An 18,577-nucleotide genomic window follows, 5' to 3' on the forward strand; every position below is an offset into this window, starting at 1 on the left:
TCCGGCAAGAGCCCGAGCCGGTTTGGCTGGTATACCGGCGACTTCACCCCTCCCCCTCGATCTCCGGTCCCGTCCCCAGTTCGTCCGACCCGAGGTCGGTCAGCTCGCATTCCAGGCATTCGACGTCGAGCCGGATGGCGCCCTTGGCGAACAAGAGCAGGGCGCACCCGCCGGGCTCCTCGTCGCGGCCGTCCTGGGGGTGAAATTCGATGCCGACGAGGTCCAGAACCTCGTCCGGCGCGCCGAGGTCGATGTTGCGCGACTTGCAGGCAAGCACGCGGTCGAAGCGAAGTGCGGCGACCAGCCGGCGCGGCTCGGCCTCGCCTTCCAGCGTCTGCTCCCAGTCCAGCCGGCTCATGCCGACCACCAGCCGCTTCTCGCTCTGGCGCCAGATGACGTCGGCGGCCTGGACGCGGGCATCCTGCACATGAGCCGAGATCACGGCCAGATCGTCGGCGTCGAGTGCGATCAGTTTGAGCTGGGGAGACATCGCCGGTACTTTCCTCTCGGGGCGGACACGGCTCAACGCGCGCGGGCGCGTAAATTTCCTTCGGACCAACGTCCCACCGGACTAGAGGCTATTGATATCCTCCATCTCCAGCACCTGCCGCGGATAACCCTCCCGGGCGACGTGGATCATGGCCCGGCCCATCTGCTCGGTCGAGGTGACGAGCCGCGGCGAGATCCGGCGCAGCGCCGACCAGAGCGGCCAGCTCACATTGTAGACGGCCCGCACCCAGGCGGTCTTGGAGCGCGCACCGTGCAAAGGCTGGATCGCGCCGGGCCGGAACATGTAGGCACCCCTGAACGGCAGCTTGAGGAGATCGTTCTCGGTCTTGCCCTTGATCCGCGCCCACATCCGCGAGCCCCGCTCGGTGGAATCGGTGCCGGCCCCCGTGACGTAGACGAACGTCATCTGCGGATTGAGCCGCGCCAGCGTCGTCGCGGCCGCGAGCGTGATGTCGTAGGTGAGATGACGGTAGCGCTCTTCGCTCATTCCGATCGAGGACACGCCGAGGCAGAAAAAGCAGGCATCGAAGCCGGTGAGCTGCGACTCGATCGCCGAATAGTCCGTGAAATTGTTGTGCGTGACCTCGGTGAGCTTGGCGTTGCGCACGCCGGTCGGGCTACGGCCCACCGCGACCACGCGGTCGATGGCGGCATCGATCAGGCACTCGCGCAGGACTCCCTGCCCGATCATGCCGGTCGCGCCGAAGATGATGACTTGCATCGGACATCCCCAACAGCGTCGCGGCTCACGCGGCGGCCGCGATTTCGTCAAAGGATACACCGGTCAGCGTTGCCGAGACATCCCACAGCATCGCAGCCGCAGCAAAATCCTTCGCCTGCGGCATGATCCTCGCCGCCGCCGGCGGCCCCTTCAACTCGTAGAACCCGTTGGGGCCGTAATAGCCGCCAGGCTCGGCCGCCGGTGAGGTCACCGCGAACAAGGTCGGCAGCGCGCCTTCGGCGGCGGACTGGCTGATCAAGGGCTGGAGCCAACGGCTCACGCGCCACTGGAAGGTGTTGGCACCCGGCCCGTTCGCAATGAGGTCGGTCCGCGCGTAGCCGGGATGGGCGGCGAGGCTCATCAGGCCCCAGCCGGCGGCGAGACTGCGGCGTTGCAGCTCCAGCGAAAACATCAGCATCGCGAGCTTGGACTGGCAGTAGGCCCGCCAGGGGCGATAGGAATGCTTGCTCTGGAGGTCGTCGAAATTGATCGCGCCGGAGCGGTGTGCGAGGCTGGAAAGATTGACGACGCGCGCGGCCTTCGCGCGGCGAAGCTGCGGCAGCAGGCGTGCCGTCAACGCGTAGTGGCCGAGATAATTGGTGCCGAGCTGCGTCTCGAAACCATCCTCGGTCTGCTGCCGCCTCGGCAGCGCCATCACGCCGGCATTGTTGACGAGAAGGTCGAGTTGCTCGTTGTCGGCGGCAAAGCGCCTGGCGAAATCGGCGACGGAGGCAATGCTGGCGAGATCGAGATGCTCATAGGCGATCAAAGCATTGGGAAACCGCGCGCAAATACCCTCGATCGCCCGCAGGCCCTTTGCGTCGTCGCGCCCGGTGAGTATGACAACGGCACCGGCGCCCGCCAGCGCCATCGCCGTCTCATAGCCGAGACCGCCGGTCGCCCCGGTGACAACGGCGATCTTGCCGCCGAGAGAGGGGACGTCTGCCGTGCTCCAGTCGGTCATGCCGCGTCTCCGTTCAGGGCTGGAATGAGGCCCGCGACCGGTCTAAATGTGCACTGAGTGCAAATTTGCAAGAGGTGAAACGATTTGAAGGCTTCGAAGCCCGCTACGAAACCGGTCAGGAAAGGTGCCAAGCCATTGCCGGCAGTGGCAAAATCGCCTGATGGCCCCGGCCTGCGCCAGCGCAAGCTGCAGCAGACCCGCGAGCGGCTGACCCGCGCGGCGATGGCACTGTTCCTGGAGCGCGGCTTCGAGGCTACGACCATCGACGACATCGCGGCGGCCGCGGACGTGTCGCGTCGCAGCTTCTTCCATTATTTCGCCTCCAAGGAGGACGTGGTCGCCGCCTGGCAGGAGGGTGCAGCAAGCGCGCTGGTCGCCGAGATCGTCGCGCGGCCCGCGGGTGAGTCCATGCTGACGGCCGCCGAGAACGCGATTGCCACAGCGATCAAGCGGATCGATCCGGCGGAAGCTGCGGCAATGTCGCGGCTCAAGCGCGACAACCCCGCCCTCCGGGCGCGCGACCAGCTCAAATACGAGAAGCTCGAGCGCGCACTTGCGGAAGGGCTCGCCCGTCGCGCCAGGAGCAAGTCGGACAGGCTGAAGGCGCGGCTCGTGGCGATGATCGCCACCGGCGCGATGCGCGTCGGCGGCGAGAGCTGGATCGGCGAAGGTGCGCGGGAAAAACCGGAGGTCTTCGTGAAGCGCACCTTCGACGCGATCAGGGGGATATTGAAGTGAGTTTGCTTACCCTGCCCTCCAGGGGAGGGTGAGCCCCATCATTCCTTGAAGAACGCCAGCAGATCGGCGTTGATCGTCTCGGCGTGCGTGGTCGGCATGCCGTGCGGAAAGCCCTTGTAGATCTTCAGCGTGCCGTTCCTGAGCAGCTTGGCCGACAGCGGCGCGGAATCGGCGTAAGGCACGATCTGATCGTCGTCGCCGTGCATCACCAGCACGGGCACGGTGATCTTCTTGAGGTCTTCGGTGAAGTCGGTCTGCGAGAACGCGACGATGCCGTCGTAATGCGCCTTGGCGCCGCCCATCATGCCCTGACGCCACCAGTTCTGGATCACCGCTTCGGACGGCTTTGCGCCGGGGCGGTTGTAGCCATAGAACGGACCGGCGGGCAGATCGCGATAGAACTGCGTGCGGCTGGCGGCGAGCTGGGCCTGGAGACCGTCGAACACGCTCTTCGGCAGGCCGCCGGGATTGGCCGGCGTCTGCACCATCAGCGGCGGCACCGCCGAGAGGATCGCCGCCTTCGCCACCCGGCTTTCGCCGTGGCGCGCGATGTAGTGCACGACCTCGCCGCCGCCGGTGGAGTGGCCGACGTGGATGGCTTTCTTCAGATCGAGATGCGCGGTCAACGCGGCGAGATCGTCGGCATAGTGGTCCATGTCGTGGCCATCGGAGACCTGCGATGAGCGCCCGTGACCGCGGCGGTCGTGGGCGATGACGCGATAGCCGTGCGCGACGAAGAACAGCATCTGCGCGTCCCAGTCGTCGGCCGACAGCGGCCAGCCATGGCTGAACACGATCGGCTGGCCCGAGCCCCAGTCCTTGTAGAAGATCTCGACGCCGTCCTTGGTGGTGATGGTGGGCATTGCGGACTCCTTGTTGCCTTAAGTCATTCCGGGGCGCGCGAAGCGTGAACCCGGAATCTGGAGATTGTTGCGCGAGAGATTCCGGGTTCATCGCTGCGCGATGCCCCGGAATGACGACGGCTGACGATCAGGCAAACGTCATCGGCTTGTAGCGCCGCCAGGCGCCAACGGTCAGCACCACGAAGAACACCAGCACGATGCCCTGCACTACGGCGAACACGGGGCCACCCGGGGGGGCCGGCGGCACGGCGGGCGCGAGCGCGGCGAGCGCCGGCACCTTGAGGAACGACTGGATCACCAGCACGAAGACGTTGAAGTAGAGCGAGATCATCGCGGTGACGATGTAGACCGGACGCCAGACCCCGGCGAGCTTCATGCCGTACAGCGCGAGGCAGGCGACCGCGAGCAGCACCAGCGAGATGATGCCGATGATATGCGAGGGCAGCAGCTCCCTAGACGGAAACAGGAAGCCGGTGGCGCTGGTGAGGATCGTGAACAGCAGGAAGATCGCGGTGAGACCGGGCATCGGCTTCGAAGCGAGCAGACCGAACATCACGACGAGGCCGGCGACGATGCCGATCAGGCTGATGATGACGTGGATCAGTGTAAGGGCGGGCAGGCTCAATCCAAGCATCACGGCATCTCTCCTGGTCTCTGCGTTGAGATCAGAGGATTGATATTACGGTCCTCATCGGATGGCTACATGCGCGATGTCACAGGCTCGTGCGGAGCCATGCGCCGTCGTGCGAATCGACAAACGCATGGCTGAAAACTTTTGCACCGATGTCACAAATGACGGCAGTTGGTAGCCCGGATGGAGCGGGAGCGTAATCCGGGATTCTCGCCGCCGAGACACTTCCCCGGATTGCGCTCCGCTCCATCCGGGCTACGGCCTTCAGCTTCCGACAAAAGTTGGATCGAATCTTCACACTTCCTTGGTGTCGAAGATCAAGAGGTCGGCGCCGCCGCTGGCGAATTTCGGCACGTCGGCGCCGGTCGCCTTGCCTTCCGGGCTGCCGAATGCCGCCTGGATGTCAGCCACGCTGTCGAAGGTGAGAATGGCGACGAGATGGATTCCGGAGGGCCCCGCGGGAGAGGCCACCGGCCCCTTGCTGACGGCGTATTTCTTCAGGCCGGGCAATTTCTTGGCGAGCGGAATGTGGGTCTCGGCGTAGTACTTGTCGAAGGCTTCGGCATCCTTGGGCGTCTTGTAGAGCACGACGATCTCAGCCATTTAGTCCTCCCATTCGAATCTTTTGTTCGTCCCACGGGCGTTGCGCCTCGCGACGAGACGATAGTCTGTGGGACGCGGCAAAACCGCAAGCCACATTCGACTTGCCGTCTGCTTGTCTTCTGCTTGACTAAAGCGCCGGTTTTGCGGCGTCGCCGAGATAGCCGTGCAGGGAGGCCACGACCTGGGCGCCTTCGCCGATGGCGCCGCCGACGCGCTTGACCGAGCCGGAGCGGACGTCGCCGACGGCGTAGACGCCGGGCACCGAGGTCTCGAGCGGCGCCACGAGGCGGCCGTGGTTCTGCTCCGACTGCGCGCCTGTCACGACGAAGCCGCCGCGATCGAGCGTAATGCCGCAGCCATCGAGCCAGTTGGTGGCGGGGTCGGCACCGACGAACAAAAACAGATTGCGGATGTCGGCCGATTCCTCGTCGTTCGACAGCCGGCTCTTCAGGCGGATACGGCGCAGCAGCGAGGCCTCGTCGCCTTCCAGCGCGGAGATCTCGGTGTTGAACAGCAGCTCGATGTTGGGCGTCGCTTCGATGCGCTCGATGAGATAGCGCGACATGCTGGCGCCCAGGCCGCCGCCGCGGATGATCATCAGCACGCGCTTGGCGTGCCCCGACAGGAACACGGCCGCCTGACCCGCCGAATTGCCGGCGCCGACCAAAGCCACTTCCTCGCCGGCGCACAGCTTCGCCTCGACCGGGGAGGCCCAGTACCAGACGCCGCGGCCCTCGAATTTGTCGAGGCTCTCGATCTCCGGCCGGCGATAGCGCGCGCCGCTGGCGACCACGACCGCGCGCGAGCGCAGGGCATCGCCGCCGTCGAGCGCCACCGAAAACGCGCCGTCGGTGCGCGTGCAGTCGAGCGACTTCGCCGTGACCGGGATCATGATCTCGGCGCCGAACTTCTGCGCCTGGTTGAAGGCGCGCGCGGTCAGCGCCTGGCCGGAGATGCCGGTCGGAAAGCCCAGATAATTCTCGATGCGTGCGCTGGCGCCGGCCTGGCCGCCGAAGGCGCGGGTGTCGAGCACGGCGACCGACAGCCCTTCCGAGGCCGCATACACCGCGGTGGCAAGCCCCGCCGGTCCGCAGCCGACGATCGCGACGTCGTAGATGCGGTCGTTACCGGGGCCGCCGATCATGCCGATCGCGCGCGCAATGTCGGTCTCGCCGGGATTGCGCAGCACCGCACCATCGGGGGTGACGACGAGCGGCCAGTCTTCCGGCTTGGGCGAATAGCGCGCGATGACGTCGGCGGCGTCGCGGTCGCGCTCGGGATCGAGCAGATGATGCGGCTGGCCGTTGCGGGTGAGGAAGCCCTGCAATCGCACCACGCCGGCCGAATGCGACGGACCGATCAGCACCACGCCGCCGACGCCGCCCTGGAGCAGATTGACCCGGCGCAGGATTAGCGCGCGCATGATGCGCTCGCCGAGCTCGGCCTCGGCGACAAGCAGCGCGCGCAGGCGGTGCGGCGGCAGCAGCAGCGTCTCGACCTCGCCTTCGGCACGGCCGTCGACCAGCGCGGGCCGGCCGGAGAGCTGGCTGAGCTCGGCCAGAAACTGCCCCGGCCCCTGGTCGATCAACGGGGTGACATTGCCGAGCCCGTCGCGCTGGGTGATGGCAACATGGCCCTTCAACACGACGAACATGCCCAGCCCCGGCTTGCCGGTCTCGAACAGGAATTCGCCGTCGGCATAGCTGCGCACCTCGCCGAACTGCCGCATGCGCTCGATTTCCGCGGATGTCAGCGCGGGGAAGGTTTGCTCGGGGCGCGTGAACCGCGACATCTGCGGATCACCATCGGTTCGTTGCTGCTCGTCCTGCCCCATTGCCACTGCCTGCACTCCAAAAATCTATTCGCCGGATTTCAATCGCCAGTCTTGCCGGCGGTCTCCTCATTTAGGGAACCATCGTCATTCTGCGAGGGGTCGGCGCTTGCGGCGCGTTCGCGCGCCTGCAGCTTCCGCCGCTTCAGGTTTTCGCGCAGCGCCGATTTCAGGCGGTCGTCCCGGGACGCCTTCGCCCGCTTCGACTCCTGTCTCGTGTTCTCGTCGTTGTCGTCAGCCATCACGGGTCCATTACAGCGATCGGCGATAACATGCCCGGAGAATAAGGCAGCTCAAGAGGCCCCGCGCGATCCGATCGTGCGAAACGCGAAATGGACCGAATCCGGTCGCTTGGCCAACTGGCCAGTTGGCTGGGGAAACCGGAACCAAAATCCGTGGAAAGCCAGCCTATTGCGTCCAACCGGGCATTTTGGGCCTGATATCGCCCCGATTTTCTGGTTTTGTCCGGACCTGCAAGCTTGCACAGGAGGGGGGCTTGTGGCAGATATCGGCCCGCTTGGTAGGCCCCTCGTGGCGGCCGATTCTTGTCCCAGCACATGCTGCCGTAGCTCAGTGGTAGAGCACTCCATTGGTAATGGAGAGGTCGACAGTTCAATCCTGTCTGGCAGCACCACCGCTTCCCCTGAAAGATCAACACCGTATTGATGCGGTTATGATTTTCGCGCCGCTCCTGTTACACAGGGGTGTTACACAGTGGTGCTGAAAGTCGTGTCGCTAACTAAGAGGAACGGCTCGAACAATTGGTGGTATCGCCTCACGATCCCCGCCGATGTTCAGCGGATGCTTGCGAAGCTGCCCAACCATCCTAGACCGAAGGGATGGTTCGCGACGCATATCATGATCACGACCGGCACTCCTGATCGCACTCTTGCGAAGGCGAAGGCCGTGGACATTGCCGCTGACGTGGAGCGTCAATTCAAGGCACTCCGTGAAGGGCCAAGGCCGCTTACGGCCAAGCAGATTTCAGCACTGTCCGGCGTCGTCTACCGCGCATTCGCGGAAGGGCTGGAGAACAACCCCGGTCTGACATCGCAGCAGTGGTTACGTGTCGCAGAGGAGAACAAGGCCGCGCAGCGCGGGGAATACAGCGTTGGCGCTCGCCTTGGCATCTTCAAGGATGACGGCGAACGACGTGACGCTGACGTGGAGAATCGGTTTGGTGGCATCGTTGACGCCACTCTCAGACGCGAGGCGGTGCTCACCACTGAGGACAGCCGGTGGCAGGTCATCGAGGCGGTTGCCCGTGACCTGACCGAAGGCGTGAAGAAGCTCGCGAGGAACGCAGACGGCGATTTCACGGCTGACACCTACGGCAACCGCTTTCCACCGCCGACTGATCTGCTGCAAGGCATTAGTCAGACGGGTAAGTCGCTGACCGCCCTGGCCGACGCTTGGCACACCGCAGCCGTGGCAAGAGGCGTTCGCCAACGCGATGCGAGGCGATGGAGGGCCGTTGTTCTCCGCTTCAAGGAGTGGCTGACTTATGACGATCTGAGCCGGATCACTCCGCAGAAGGTTCAGGCATGGGGCGACGAACGCAGCGCCGCTGGCGTTGCGCCGAAGACCATCAATGACACCGATTTCGCAGCGCTAAGGGCGGTGTTCGGTTGGGGCAGGCAGCGGGACTGGCTGGCAACCAATCCAGCAAAAGAAGCGAGGATCGCGGGTCGCGGAAAGAAGCGCACACGCGAGAAGTGGTTCTTGGAAGATGAAATAGCCGCGATCCTCAATGCCGCGCTGGCGGTTCAAGGCACTAAGCGCGAGAACCCGAAGACGACTGCTGCGAAGCGATGGGTGCCATGGCTCTGCGCCTACTCAGGAGCGCGGGTTGTTGAGATGATCCAGTTGCGCAAGGAAGACATCAGGCGTGAAGGGATCGCATGGGTTATCCGTGTCAACCCCGAAGCTGGACACGTTAAGACTGACGATTATCGAGATGTCCCTGTTCATGAGCATCTGATCGCGACCGGCTTCATTGAGTTCGTGCAACAGTCGAGACCGGGACACCTATTCTGCGACGTCGGCAAGGACGGCAACACGGCGGGAACGGCTGACGGCGTATACAAGCGCGTCTATACCATGGTGCGCAGCGTCTTAACTGATGATCGCGTTCAGCCCAACCACGCATGGCGGTACACTTTCAAGACCTACGGCCACGACGCGGGATTGAATGACCTGACAATTGATGCGATCTGCGGACACGCTGCCCGGACACAGGGTGAGAAATACAGGGGCATCACCGTCAAGAAACGGGTGGAGGTCATGGCCGCATTCCCGCGATACAAGCTCACCGGCGTAGAGCGGGCAGAGGCAGCATAGGCCCGAAAAGCTGGCAAGCTTTTGTGACGCTAGTTGGCAGTCTGGGGGCCCGCACCTCCCCGTGGAGGGCCTCAGAAGAGCCGAGTGGCAGGACGACAAGTAAGCTCCCAAGCGCTGTTGTCGCCAACGTTGGAGTACGACCAGTCAATGGTGGTATGACCTGTCACGCGGTCAATCGACCCGCTGATAGTGAACGGCTTCAAGCTCACGCCAGAAATGACCCCGCTCTGCTGACCACTGAAACTGACGTTTGTCGCGGTGATACCCCTGATCGGCGTGACATAGTCCATGACCGTGACCGTTCGACCCGCGATATCAACGATAATGCCAAGGTTCGTGACCGTGTCAGGCTTCATGTCTGCGGCGGCTGTCGCAGTGAGCTTAGCCGTTCCGTTACAGGCCAGCGTGATAGTAGTGCCTTGTTGCTGCGCATTCGCGGACTGCGCCAGCGCTATGACCAGAATCGCGCAAGCGAATCTCATGGATGTTCTCTCCGTACTTCGAACCTTTGACAACGAGCGTTCAAGCGTCAGATCGGGCCCAAGCGTATTCCCATTGAGCGAACTGTCCGTTTGCTATGCGGCTGTTTCACCGCGACAGCCCATTGAGCGCCAAGACCGCCTTCCTGCACCAGCGACGATAGCTCTGCTCTCGTTTTGGGCCAGCGCAAAAATTGGTTTCCGATTACCCAAGCATTATGGATCGACCTGTTGTGGAAGCTCTTTCTGAACAAGGACGTGCGCCCTCTGAATGTGTTGCTTTCTATGCAAATCGGGCACTCACATCGCATCAAATCCACGGCGTCATCGCGGTCCAAGACCTTGCGGACCCCTTGCGAGGCTGCGCCCGGCGAGAGTATGCGCTGACTTTTCAGCGGCAAAAAAATGGAGCCAAACCCTGCTGCTTGTCGCCAGCCGATCGAGTCTGCAGAGTTTGCGCCGAGAGCGACCATCGCCGGAAACGTCCGGGTGCCGCCTGCGCCGAATACGTGGATTCTCGATTGCCGAAACTGGAGCCGTACCGTACGCAGACACATCGCAATGAAAGATTCTGGACTAGCTCCCCACTCAGCAAGCAACCTCCGTCTCTGAAGCAAGGGGACCACACCGCCAATGCCGATCCAAGCCGGTGTAGGCGAAATTGATGCGATCATCGCCGTGCAGCATTCGACTTCCTCCTGTGTTCGGCCATGCACGACCGGCATGATCACTTTGCGAGGAAAGCGCTCCAAGAGAAGCTCGTAGTTTCTCACCGACTCCCGAATTTTACGGATTCGGTCTTTGGCATTATCGGTTTTGTGGGGTGGAATATCCAGAGAGACAAAGATATCCGCTGGTATCTCGTTGATAGCATCACTAACATGGCGGACCGACCAGCGTGCTGACGGGTTCATCGACAGAGCGAACCCACCAGAGTCAATCATCAAGGGTCCATTTAGCCCCAGCTTCCGTCTTAGATCAGCATTCAGGTGAGTCTTACGGAGCGATGGGCGGCGAATTGCGCAGCCCAGGCTGGTCAGAAATGGTAGTGATTTGAGTTCATGATAGTCTGAGCAGATGCTGCTGGTATCGACGCTTTGGCCAAGCCAAACCCTCACATTGCTGAGATAGCTCACTCTAAGCGCCCGCGTGACCTTGGGCTGCTCAGGCCGACTCTCGACTCAAAACCAAACCTGAAATCCGAAAGGCCCGCTGGAGGTTGTCCGTAGTCAGTAAGAGGATAGTGGTCATATTGATCGCGGTCAAAGCGCTCCAGAAGATCTGGCGACTTCAAGATTGAATCCACTAGCGTACCGGCAGGAGGCAACAACGCGACATCCGACGACATCGAGGATGTGAAATGGAAGACCTCACATGCGTCCCTTGGAAGACTGTGCCATCGTATCGCATCGACGTAATGATGATCACAAAGGAGATTGAAGATACGGACCCTGCGTCCCCCACTCCATGCATGTCTCACATAAGAGGTGAGTGCCTTGGTATATAACTCTAGCCACTGCGATTTGACATCCAATCCATAGTCTTTGTGCGTGTCCGACAGATGGATATCATAATTTTGAATGAACTCATCTGGCTCGATCAGCCCGTAAAGACCCGACATGATCAGAATTTTTACTTGGCTGCTATTTTTAGAATAGCTCTGCCAACCTTCATTCGTGATCCGCCCATAGATACGGCCAGAGTAGCGCTCGGAAGCTGGAAGATATTCGCCGACGCTTGCCGCTACACCGCCGAGATCAACGCCATGAACGAGTTTTGCATTCGCAGGCTGGTGAGAGCGGTTACCGCCTCTCTCAAAGTTGTCTACGAGCTTTCCATCTTGCAGAACGGAGTAGATATAGTTGCGCTTGGCCAAGAGGTCTTGACGAATGGACGCTTCCGGCACCCACCGGAGCGGCTCACCAGAGTAAGGTCCTCCTCCTTCTTTCTTTGCGTGTGAACACGCGATTAGGATAAGACGGTCGGGAGGGCGCGTCTGGCTTGTAGATTCCATTGGGGTCGCGACGGGCGCAGCCGCTACGACTGGCGGCTTCGCGCTGTCGGCGTTTTGAACACGGCGGAATGTGCTGACTAAAACGTCAGCTACGTACTCTGCGTTCTGTCGTCCCTTCGCAAAACCAGTATGTGTACCGGGCAGAACACCAGCAGCATCATCGTCATCAGTGAAATTGTCTTTGATATGCTGGGCAACGACGCGGTCATCCTCAAGTCCAAGATGAAATAGCTTCGGCCTGATCACCTTTCGCTTTTGTGCCTCGCGGATCGCAAGGCGGTATTGCGAATAGAGATGATCAGGGTCAGCCAGGGCTGCGAGTTTTGGATTCAGGCTTCTGAGACCTCGAAGAAACCAATTGCCATAGGGCACTCCCTCCAGCGGAGTTCCCGCAGTTATGACAGCCTTGATACGTTGCAAGGTATCGTCAGGCCCCTCCACCAACAGTCTCCGACAAACCTCCCGCGCAACCAAACCGCCGAAACTATGGCCGACAAGATAGATTGGAGCAGCGTCGGGATACTTGGTCGCAAGGAAGGTAACGATTTGCTCTGCGCTTGCTTCGAGGGTCGCTGCGCTGAGCTTGCCCGCGCTATATTCTCTATTCGCAATCTCAAAATCATTGCCCAGAGATTTTGCCACAAAATCAGGAACTGCTTGCCAGCTTGTCTCGTCGCCGAACATGCCATGCAGAAATAAGACCAAACCCGTCATGAATCACCCCCAACACAAGTGTATTGTTAGTGGTGGGGGACTCCGAATTCAACCGAGTTGAGGGGCGTCTGCATACGCCTTTGGTCAGGAGCCGCTGCCCATTCAGGACGGACACCATGCTCATAGATTACGCTAGCTGAGCAATGCAGGTGGCTCAGTAGGCACCGATTCGTCCTGACCTATGCCAATGCGGAGGCTAATCTAAAGGCGCTCATTGGCAACGTCTTACCCGATGAACGCGCTCAACCCCATCTACGCGTTGCAGTACACCAGACGCGAAATCCGCCGCCGCGTCAGTGCCGCAAGAACTTGAATGGCGATCTAGTAAGACTTCACGATCCTCTTAATATGATTGACGATGCCAAGCTTATCGAAATGAACCGAGAATGGATAATTAAGCGGGCGCTTAGACGAAATTTCGTCGAGGGTGACGACTCTGTCCAAGAGCCGCCTGCGCGTAGATTCCCGATACATGATTCTTGGCTTCGAAGATTCCGTGAAGAATGCATTGCGCCATTGGTCGCTTTCTGCAAGCTCAGACAATACGATGTTTTCAAAAAGTAGCCACAGCATCGCGAATAGATCGTTAGGCTTCAGTTCCTCGCCTGATATCTTCTGCTTTATCGTCTCGAAGTTGAGACTGCGATAGATCGGCTCCATATCGGTGTGATTTAGAAGGACAAGAGCAGCCTTGCTGTAAAGATCGAGCCCGAACGCTCTGAGAAACAGAAACCCACACAACTCAGTAAACAGAAAGGTCCCTGCTGATAGGGCGAGACCCTTGATGTAATCGGGGTCCTTGGTGAGGCGTTGATCGATTTCGTCATCAGACAAATTCCCGAATCGCCGGTCAGCGATGATCTTTTCTCGAACCTTGGCTGACGTGAGAACGTTTTCCTTTGCCAAACGATATGTGAGATGGGCTAGCAAAAGGGCTTCTGCAGATGGAGCAGATGGAACTGTTTCCTCTTCGGCTCTCGGATCGTTGAATTGGAACTGATAGTCGAATGCTGGTTTGCTCACTCGCGACTGAAAAATACGAGCGTAATACTTGTCATTGTCAAAGATGAGTCGCCTACGCTGAGCAGCGTCGTCTACGTGCCCAATGAAGGCAAGCCAATGTTGGCCGATATCCTGATTGTCAACCCTCCGGATCGTTGGGCGACCTTGACGGCCAGCAACCTTGAAATCTCTGTCTTTGTACTTCTTTAGAGTGGTCCATTGATTGGGAGAGCGCTCGAAGGCTGTCCATGCGAAATCCTTACGCTCATAGAACCATGTTAATTTTGCGAACTCTCTCTCGAAAGATATCTGGTCCGGATCGTTTGAGCGCAGATTGCGCTGCTCCATTTTGTTTTGGTTGTTTGTTGCGCGAACCAGCTTTGGTACGTCCGGGATGGACTGCTGGTCGTATATTCGGACTAAGACAAAACACTTATCGTCAAAATACTCTTGCATCTCGGCAGAGAGAGCATCGTATGCCTCAAAAAGAGAGGTAACGGTCTGAAGCCCGTTCACGATCTGCGGCTGCATAACATCCAAACGTCCGCCGTTGGGCTGCTTTCTGTTCACACAGATGATTGTTATGCCGTTGTTAAGCAGCTTAAATTCGTCGATGCCCTTTTCTGTTGCCACCTGTTGCCGTATCGCGTCATTGACTTGAGACTTCGTGATCTCGCAACGCACGTTCGCTTCGAATATCTGATAGCCGAACCGCCGATAGGCGTCGATCAGATCCCTCGCACGCACGTAGAGAATGAGCGTTGTCTTGTCGTTTATGTATGCAGAGCCTCTGGATTGGTAATGAAATGTAAGCCACTCTGAGTGCTGGCCGGTGGCGTCGACCCATTGCGAATTGGTCTCACGCCATTTCGACGCTAAGAGGCGGTCAACGTCGTAGACATCGATCTCTAACACTACGTCGCGACCTAGTATTTTGATGATGCCGTTCTGCTTTCGATGCAGTTCAAGCTCATTTCTGGCTGCCGTCGTTAGGCCATCGAAAAGAATGATCAGATTGAGCCGTACGAGAACGACTTCTTCGTCAGGAACGGATCGCAGAGCAGTTTGCAGTTGACCGACGAATGCCTTGAGCTTGCGGTTCTTTGCTTCCTTTGAAAAATCGGCAGATTGCAGAAAGCTAACAATGCGCGGAATGTCGGCCAGGAGCTGCCCGTCCGCACCAAGCGACATTGAAGAAGACTTTTTCTGGAAGTCCTGTGACTTGAATTGGAAAAGATCAATTTCGGATCGGCTAATGCGATAAGCATCGAAGCCGCGATCATTTGCGCCGTCGATGATAATTGGAGCTTGATCCTCCGAGTAACCAAGCCATGACAGCGCCACTTCGCGGAAAGCAGCGTAGTACGTTAGTCCTTTTTGATCTTTCGCTTCATTCAAATCATCCAAGAGGCCGCGCAGAAGGTTTTCCTTCTGTCTCGTCGGATACAGCACTTTGTCTCGCATTCCCAGAGTCTCCAACCTCTCGCCGATACGCAGTGTCATCTGTTCTGTCTGTCGTAGCAAGATGGCGCGGCTACGATGCCTTAGAACATCCTGCTTGTCCCACGGTCGTTATTCCAACCACGCGAGCTGATCACACCTCTATAGGGTTGCCGTCCTCTTCCGCGCAGGACAACGGCTGCGTTCGTAAACCGGCGAGGAACGTTCAAGCGCCAGCGGAGACTGGCGGAAGCAATCAGTGGCGTTCGAGCAACACGGGCCGAAAATCCGGCACTTTCGAGAGAGCACTCGCTAAGGTCGAGGCTGGCCCATCCCCATAGGGTCTCTTCGACTACCCTCCAGAGAGTGCGCCCCGCTGCCACACTACTCATCCGGTGTCTTGACGAGCTTGTATTCCGGCCATGTGGTTTCGTTGCGCCAAGACGCCAGCCGCTCTCCACAATGCGAGCAGTCCTCATAGTCGGTGTCGGGGATCGGGGTGTGGTGGTAGGTCACTTCATACACCGCGCCGCACTTGCAGGTCTGCTGGGCCATCTAATTCCTCTACCTATCGCCGGAATCGAAGTCGCAACATATCAGTTCGACCGGCCGCGACCATCAAACTCCCCCAGCACCAACGCCGATTCAGATCTGAAAATTGTGAAAAAATCCGACAGGGTAATCGCTGGTGGTGAGGCCCGCGTGTCCCCCGGTGGGGCCGATCCAGCGCGTTGTGGGGGTCAGCGGTGTTGAGTGCCCTTGATGCAGTCGTCGGATAGACGCGGCTCGATGCCAAACAGATCGGCCCGGCTGATCGCTATCTGCTTGACCGTACCACCGGCAAGCCTCTCGTCCTGCCACTCACCGGCCTCGCACTTCTTCTGCATTAGCTTGCCGATCATCTCCTTGTTGCTCTCGACCAACAACCGGCGTTGCGCATCATCCAAGTGCGGCCAACCTCTCTCGAAATAGTCATCGAGATCGACACGGTCCAACACGGTGATCACCCGCTGCGGGCCGTAGTAGCCACCGACAAGAAAAGAGCCGTGAGTATAGGGAGCGGCCGAGACGTCGAGATCACTGACTCGCATTCTGCTTCTCAACATTGTTAACTTCGCAAGGAGGTGGGGTCGCGTTGCGAGCTTACAAGTCCAGCGACTCGTCCGCCTCCGCCAAGCGCTCATGGCCTTCACTACCGTGGGGGTGGCGGAGTGGGTCCGATGCCGAACAAGCGCGACGATGGTGAGCGGACCGGCCAACCATTCCTCTTTGCGTTGGCTGGACGCTGGCGATGCCCCTGCGATCACGTCCAGACAGCACCCCAATTGAGCAGTGCGTTATGGGTATCCTCTATTCGGACCAGTCCACAGACGGTCCGATAATCCCGATTGACAATTCAAAACGGACCATTCACAATCGGACCATTCAAATCGGACTGAATGGGGTTCAGGATGTTTGTTCGGGCTTACCTTCGCGCTTCCACCGATGAGCAGGACGCCAGCCGCGCCAAGGATCAACTCAAGGCGTTCGCCGCTGAGCGCGGTCTGTCGATTGCTTGCTGGTACACCGAGAATGAAAGCGGTGCGTCTCTGTCGCGCCCTGAGTTGTTCCGGCTGTTGGCTGATGCCTCGCCTGGTGACGTTCTCCTGGTCGAGCAGGTTGACCGCCTGTCACGGCTCACCGCTGCGGATTGGGAACGGCTCAAGGCTGAACTGACAGCCCGCAAGGTGCGTGTTGTTGCCTTGGACTTGCCAACCTCTTGGATGATGACCACGGGCAACGGTGATGAGTTCACCGGCCGGCTGTTCGATGCGATCAACAACATGCTGCTCGACATGCTGGCCGCTGTCGCTCGCAAGGACTATGAGGACCGCCGCCGTCGTCAGGCTCAAGGACAGGCAAGGGCAAAGGCCGAAGGCAAGTACAAGGGACGCCCTGAGGATACGGAGCGCAATGCACGTATCGCCCGCCTGATCGCGTCTGGACACTCATGGAATGAGGTAATGGAGATAATCGGATGCAGCCGCACCAGCATTGCGAGGGCGGCTAAGAGGCTGGCGGAGGCTGACAAGGTCAAGGAAGGGCTATCCGGGTAATGAAACTGAAAAAACCGCCAGCGCTGTACGTGCCGAGCCGTGATGAGCTTGCCGAGTTCGATACGCTGGAAGGCGATGACATCGAGGCTGTGGAGGAGTTGAACTCCGCCGCTGCCGGTGCCGTGGCGACAGCTTCTGCCTACGCACGACATGACTTCGAAGCCGCTTTGGACGGAGAATTGATCGATTGGGATGGCGGTATTGAGATCGTCCTTGCCGCGTTGGAAGCGGCGGACCCTTACTGGCGCTGGTCAAAGGAACGGATCGTCGGATACTGGAATGGTGACGGCGACCGCCCCGTGTACGATTGGGAGAAGCAGTGGCCGCCGATACGCCAACTCACGCCAGAGCAGATTGCCGCACAAGAGCAGGAACTGCTTGCCTTAGAGCGGGAACTAGATGGCCCGTTCCACTACGTTGATCGAAATCGCGATCCGAGCAAGCCGAGCGTTGGTAGCCAGTGGCTTTCGATGAACGGCAAGGCCAATGCCAACCGGGCCAAACCGATGGGTAGCCGGAAGTCCCGCAAGAAACCCGTGTTCTGGTCTCCCAAGAAGGCGGATTGATCGTCCGGGTTGTTGCCTCTGTATGGCCCTCCCGTGGCCACTGAGAAGCGGTTCATTGCATGGCAGTATACCTGCCGTTTTTAGGATTGGCTCGCCAGCGACTCGCGCTGCCAATCTGGCGGCCGCTTCCCATTTACGAATAGCAAGTTGCCCCAATCTTTCACTCCGCACAGGGAGATAGAAGGCACGGAACCGAGGCCATTTTCAACCTGTGAGCGTCCGTTGTAGGCGGTTTTGCTGACAGATAGGGAGAATAAGAGAATGAAATGACAAATACACTAGCAGACGCAGATACTTACGTAACAAAGAATGAGGCTAGACCGGGACTAACCCCTGTCAACCTTGCTGAACTCATCCAGCCACAGGCCAACCAGATCAGAAAGACGCTGATCCCGGCAACCGTCGCCCGTTATGCAGACGCGATGCGAGCGGCGGACAGCGCCGGAGCGGCTGACGGCTTCCCGCCGATCAAAGTCCGCATGGTCTCGACAGCCGATGGCAAAGACTTCGTCCCTGAACTGATCGTCGGCTTTCACCGCGCGGCCGCGGCTAGGCGAGCAGGACGGATCACGCTGACGGCTGAGGTGATCGAGGCCACCGACGAAGAAGCGCGTTGGATTTCTGCCGAAAGCAACATGACGCACGGCGAGCCGTTGAAGGCAACGGAACATCGCGAGGTGTTCAAAGCCTATGTCAAGGCTGGCCGGTGTTGGCACTGTTCCAAGCTCGGCAAGCGAAGGCCGAAGTCGTCGCGCGAGATTGCGGCGGACCTACATGGTCTGCGATCTCACACCACCATCGTGAATTGGATGAGGAAGGACTTCCCAAAAATCTGGAAGCAGATGGGAGGCGAGGCCACGCCAGCACCCACCAAGGGCGACTTTGCCGACCCAGGCGAACGGCGGCTAGACGAGGCTTTGCAGCATCTCTCTCAGGTCGAGAGCATCGCGAAGACGCTCATAGATCCTTGGCATCGTGGACAGGTGCTGACGGCGCTCGGACGGGCTGGCAAGGCGCTTGAGGATGCTGGACCGTGCCAGCGGGTGCAAGACGAGTTCTAACCGT

Annotated in this window: 19 protein-coding genes and 1 tRNA gene; 6 read left to right on the forward strand and 14 right to left on the reverse strand. The window is 59.7% G+C overall.

What is annotated here, in order from left to right; genetic code table 11:
• Nucleotides 1-43 precede the first annotated feature (43 nt).
• The 3 genes from QSV46_RS07810 to QSV46_RS07820 all read right to left on the reverse strand — a co-directional run bounded on the left by QSV46_RS07810 (nucleotide 44) and on the right by QSV46_RS07820 (nucleotide 2,195).
• Entirely contained in the window at nucleotides 44-490 is a 447-nt protein-coding gene (locus QSV46_RS07810; protein WP_314948829.1) for a DUF2948 family protein, read from the reverse strand.
• 81 nt (nucleotides 491-571) lie between these two features.
• Entirely contained in the window at nucleotides 572-1,231 is a 660-nt protein-coding gene (locus tag QSV46_RS07815; protein WP_314948831.1) for an NAD(P)H-binding protein, read from the reverse strand.
• 25 nt (nucleotides 1,232-1,256) lie between these two features.
• A complete protein-coding gene (locus tag QSV46_RS07820) occupies nucleotides 1,257-2,195 on the reverse strand; it encodes an SDR family oxidoreductase (protein WP_314948833.1) in 939 nt (312 codons plus the stop codon).
• Nucleotides 2,196-2,279: 84 nt separating this feature from the next.
• Between QSV46_RS07820 and QSV46_RS07825 the strand changes: the two genes are divergently transcribed.
• Nucleotides 2,280-2,933, forward strand: coding sequence for a TetR/AcrR family transcriptional regulator (locus tag QSV46_RS07825; RefSeq protein WP_314948835.1), 654 nt, complete (start codon nucleotides 2,280-2,282; stop codon nucleotides 2,931-2,933).
• Nucleotides 2,934-2,971: 38 nt separating this feature from the next.
• Here the strand turns inward: QSV46_RS07825 and QSV46_RS07830 are convergent, their stop codons facing one another.
• From QSV46_RS07830 to QSV46_RS07850, 5 genes are all read right to left on the reverse strand, one after another.
• On the reverse strand, nucleotides 2,972-3,796 hold the full coding sequence (locus QSV46_RS07830) for an alpha/beta hydrolase (RefSeq protein ID WP_314948838.1): 825 nt from the start codon (nucleotides 3,794-3,796) through the stop codon (nucleotides 2,972-2,974).
• A 127-nt stretch (nucleotides 3,797-3,923) separates the two neighbouring features.
• Nucleotides 3,924-4,433 (reverse strand): hypothetical protein, encoded by a 510-nt coding sequence (locus tag QSV46_RS07835; protein ID WP_314948841.1) that lies wholly within the window; start codon nucleotides 4,431-4,433, stop codon nucleotides 3,924-3,926.
• A gap of 288 nt (nucleotides 4,434-4,721) precedes the next feature.
• The gene (locus QSV46_RS07840) at nucleotides 4,722-5,030 is read right to left on the reverse strand and encodes an EthD family reductase (protein WP_314948844.1); all 309 of its coding nucleotides are present in this window, start codon (nucleotides 5,028-5,030) and stop codon (nucleotides 4,722-4,724) included.
• Between the two features lie 127 nt (nucleotides 5,031-5,157).
• Nucleotides 5,158-6,864 (reverse strand): FAD-dependent oxidoreductase, encoded by a 1,707-nt coding sequence (locus QSV46_RS07845; protein ID WP_314949258.1) that lies wholly within the window; start codon nucleotides 6,862-6,864, stop codon nucleotides 5,158-5,160.
• Nucleotides 6,865-6,902: 38 nt separating this feature from the next.
• Entirely contained in the window at nucleotides 6,903-7,103 is a 201-nt protein-coding gene (locus QSV46_RS07850) for a hypothetical protein (RefSeq protein WP_314948847.1), read from the reverse strand.
• Between the two features lie 317 nt (nucleotides 7,104-7,420).
• Here QSV46_RS07850 and QSV46_RS07855 point away from each other — a divergent pair.
• Nucleotides 7,421-7,495, forward strand: a tRNA-Thr gene (locus QSV46_RS07855).
• A gap of 80 nt (nucleotides 7,496-7,575) precedes the next feature.
• Entirely contained in the window at nucleotides 7,576-9,201 is a 1,626-nt protein-coding gene (locus tag QSV46_RS07860) for a site-specific integrase (protein ID WP_314948850.1), read from the forward strand.
• Between the two features lie 71 nt (nucleotides 9,202-9,272).
• Here the strand turns inward: QSV46_RS07860 and QSV46_RS07865 are convergent, their stop codons facing one another.
• The 6 genes from QSV46_RS07865 to QSV46_RS07890 form a co-directional block, all read right to left on the reverse strand.
• Entirely contained in the window at nucleotides 9,273-9,683 is a 411-nt protein-coding gene (locus QSV46_RS07865) for a hypothetical protein (RefSeq protein WP_314948853.1), read from the reverse strand.
• A 47-nt stretch (nucleotides 9,684-9,730) separates the two neighbouring features.
• The gene (locus QSV46_RS07870) at nucleotides 9,731-10,816 is read right to left on the reverse strand and encodes a hypothetical protein (RefSeq protein ID WP_314948856.1); all 1,086 of its coding nucleotides are present in this window, start codon (nucleotides 10,814-10,816) and stop codon (nucleotides 9,731-9,733) included.
• A complete protein-coding gene (locus QSV46_RS07875) occupies nucleotides 10,813-12,408 on the reverse strand; it encodes an esterase/lipase family protein (protein WP_314948859.1) in 1,596 nt (531 codons plus the stop codon). Before QSV46_RS07875 ends, QSV46_RS07870 begins: the two co-directional genes overlap by 4 nt.
• A gap of 321 nt (nucleotides 12,409-12,729) precedes the next feature.
• Complete coding sequence (locus tag QSV46_RS07880) at nucleotides 12,730-14,874, reverse strand: AIPR family protein (RefSeq protein WP_314948861.1); 2,145 nt, start codon at nucleotides 14,872-14,874, stop codon at nucleotides 12,730-12,732.
• 360 nt (nucleotides 14,875-15,234) lie between these two features.
• Complete coding sequence (locus QSV46_RS07885; RefSeq protein WP_314948863.1) at nucleotides 15,235-15,405, reverse strand: hypothetical protein; 171 nt, start codon at nucleotides 15,403-15,405, stop codon at nucleotides 15,235-15,237.
• Between the two features lie 185 nt (nucleotides 15,406-15,590).
• Nucleotides 15,591-15,941, reverse strand: a complete 351-nt coding sequence (locus QSV46_RS07890) for a hypothetical protein (RefSeq protein ID WP_314948867.1) — start codon at nucleotides 15,939-15,941, stop codon at nucleotides 15,591-15,593.
• Nucleotides 15,942-16,301: 360 nt separating this feature from the next.
• Here QSV46_RS07890 and QSV46_RS07895 point away from each other — a divergent pair, with 360 nt between their 5' ends.
• The 3 genes from QSV46_RS07895 (at nucleotide 16,302) to QSV46_RS07905 (ending at nucleotide 18,573) form a co-directional block, all read left to right on the forward strand.
• Complete coding sequence (locus tag QSV46_RS07895) at nucleotides 16,302-16,946, forward strand: recombinase family protein (RefSeq protein ID WP_314948869.1); 645 nt, start codon at nucleotides 16,302-16,304, stop codon at nucleotides 16,944-16,946.
• Complete coding sequence (locus QSV46_RS07900; RefSeq protein ID WP_314948873.1) at nucleotides 16,946-17,512, forward strand: hypothetical protein; 567 nt, start codon at nucleotides 16,946-16,948, stop codon at nucleotides 17,510-17,512. The genes QSV46_RS07895 and QSV46_RS07900 overlap by 1 nt, the downstream gene beginning before the upstream one ends.
• 266 nt (nucleotides 17,513-17,778) lie before the next feature.
• Nucleotides 17,779-18,573 carry a ParB N-terminal domain-containing protein gene (locus QSV46_RS07905; RefSeq protein WP_314948876.1) on the forward strand — a complete coding sequence of 265 codons (795 nt, stop codon included), beginning with the start codon at nucleotides 17,779-17,781 and terminating at the stop codon, nucleotides 18,571-18,573.
• Nucleotides 18,574-18,577 lie beyond the last annotated feature (4 nt).

It is taken from the genome of Bradyrhizobium cosmicum, from assembly GCF_032290525.1.
In the GTDB taxonomy this organism is placed as follows: domain Bacteria; phylum Pseudomonadota; class Alphaproteobacteria; order Rhizobiales; family Xanthobacteraceae; genus Bradyrhizobium; species Bradyrhizobium cosmicum_A.

Coding starts and splice junctions, on each gene's coding strand:
- QSV46_RS07810 (WP_314948829.1), bottom strand. CDS start 490: ATGTCTCCCCAGCTCAAACTGATCGCACTCGACGCCGACGATCTGGCC.
- QSV46_RS07815 (WP_314948831.1), bottom strand. CDS start 1,231: ATGCAAGTCATCATCTTCGGCGCGACCGGCATGATCGGGCAGGGAGTC.
- QSV46_RS07820 (WP_314948833.1), bottom strand. CDS start 2,195: ATGACCGACTGGAGCACGGCAGACGTCCCCTCTCTCGGCGGCAAGATC.
- QSV46_RS07830 (WP_314948838.1), bottom strand. CDS start 3,796: ATGCCCACCATCACCACCAAGGACGGCGTCGAGATCTTCTACAAGGAC.
- QSV46_RS07840 (WP_314948844.1), bottom strand. CDS start 5,030: ATGGCTGAGATCGTCGTGCTCTACAAGACGCCCAAGGATGCCGAAGCC.
- QSV46_RS07845 (WP_314949258.1), bottom strand. CDS start 6,864: ATGGGGCAGGACGAGCAGCAACGAACCGATGGTGATCCGCAGATGTCG.
- QSV46_RS07850 (WP_314948847.1), bottom strand. CDS start 7,103: ATGGCTGACGACAACGACGAGAACACGAGACAGGAGTCGAAGCGGGCG.
- QSV46_RS07865 (WP_314948853.1), bottom strand. CDS start 9,683: ATGAGATTCGCTTGCGCGATTCTGGTCATAGCGCTGGCGCAGTCCGCG.
- QSV46_RS07875 (WP_314948859.1), bottom strand. CDS start 12,408: ATGACGGGTTTGGTCTTATTTCTGCATGGCATGTTCGGCGACGAGACA.
- QSV46_RS07880 (WP_314948861.1), bottom strand. CDS start 14,874: ATGCGAGACAAAGTGCTGTATCCGACGAGACAGAAGGAAAACCTTCTG.
- QSV46_RS07885 (WP_314948863.1), bottom strand. CDS start 15,405: ATGGCCCAGCAGACCTGCAAGTGCGGCGCGGTGTATGAAGTGACCTAC.
- QSV46_RS07890 (WP_314948867.1), bottom strand. CDS start 15,941: ATGCGAGTCAGTGATCTCGACGTCTCGGCCGCTCCCTATACTCACGGC.
- QSV46_RS07895 (WP_314948869.1), top strand. CDS start 16,302: ATGTTTGTTCGGGCTTACCTTCGCGCTTCCACCGATGAGCAGGACGCC.
- QSV46_RS07900 (WP_314948873.1), top strand. CDS start 16,946: ATGAAACTGAAAAAACCGCCAGCGCTGTACGTGCCGAGCCGTGATGAG.
- QSV46_RS07905 (WP_314948876.1), top strand. CDS start 17,779: ATGACAAATACACTAGCAGACGCAGATACTTACGTAACAAAGAATGAG.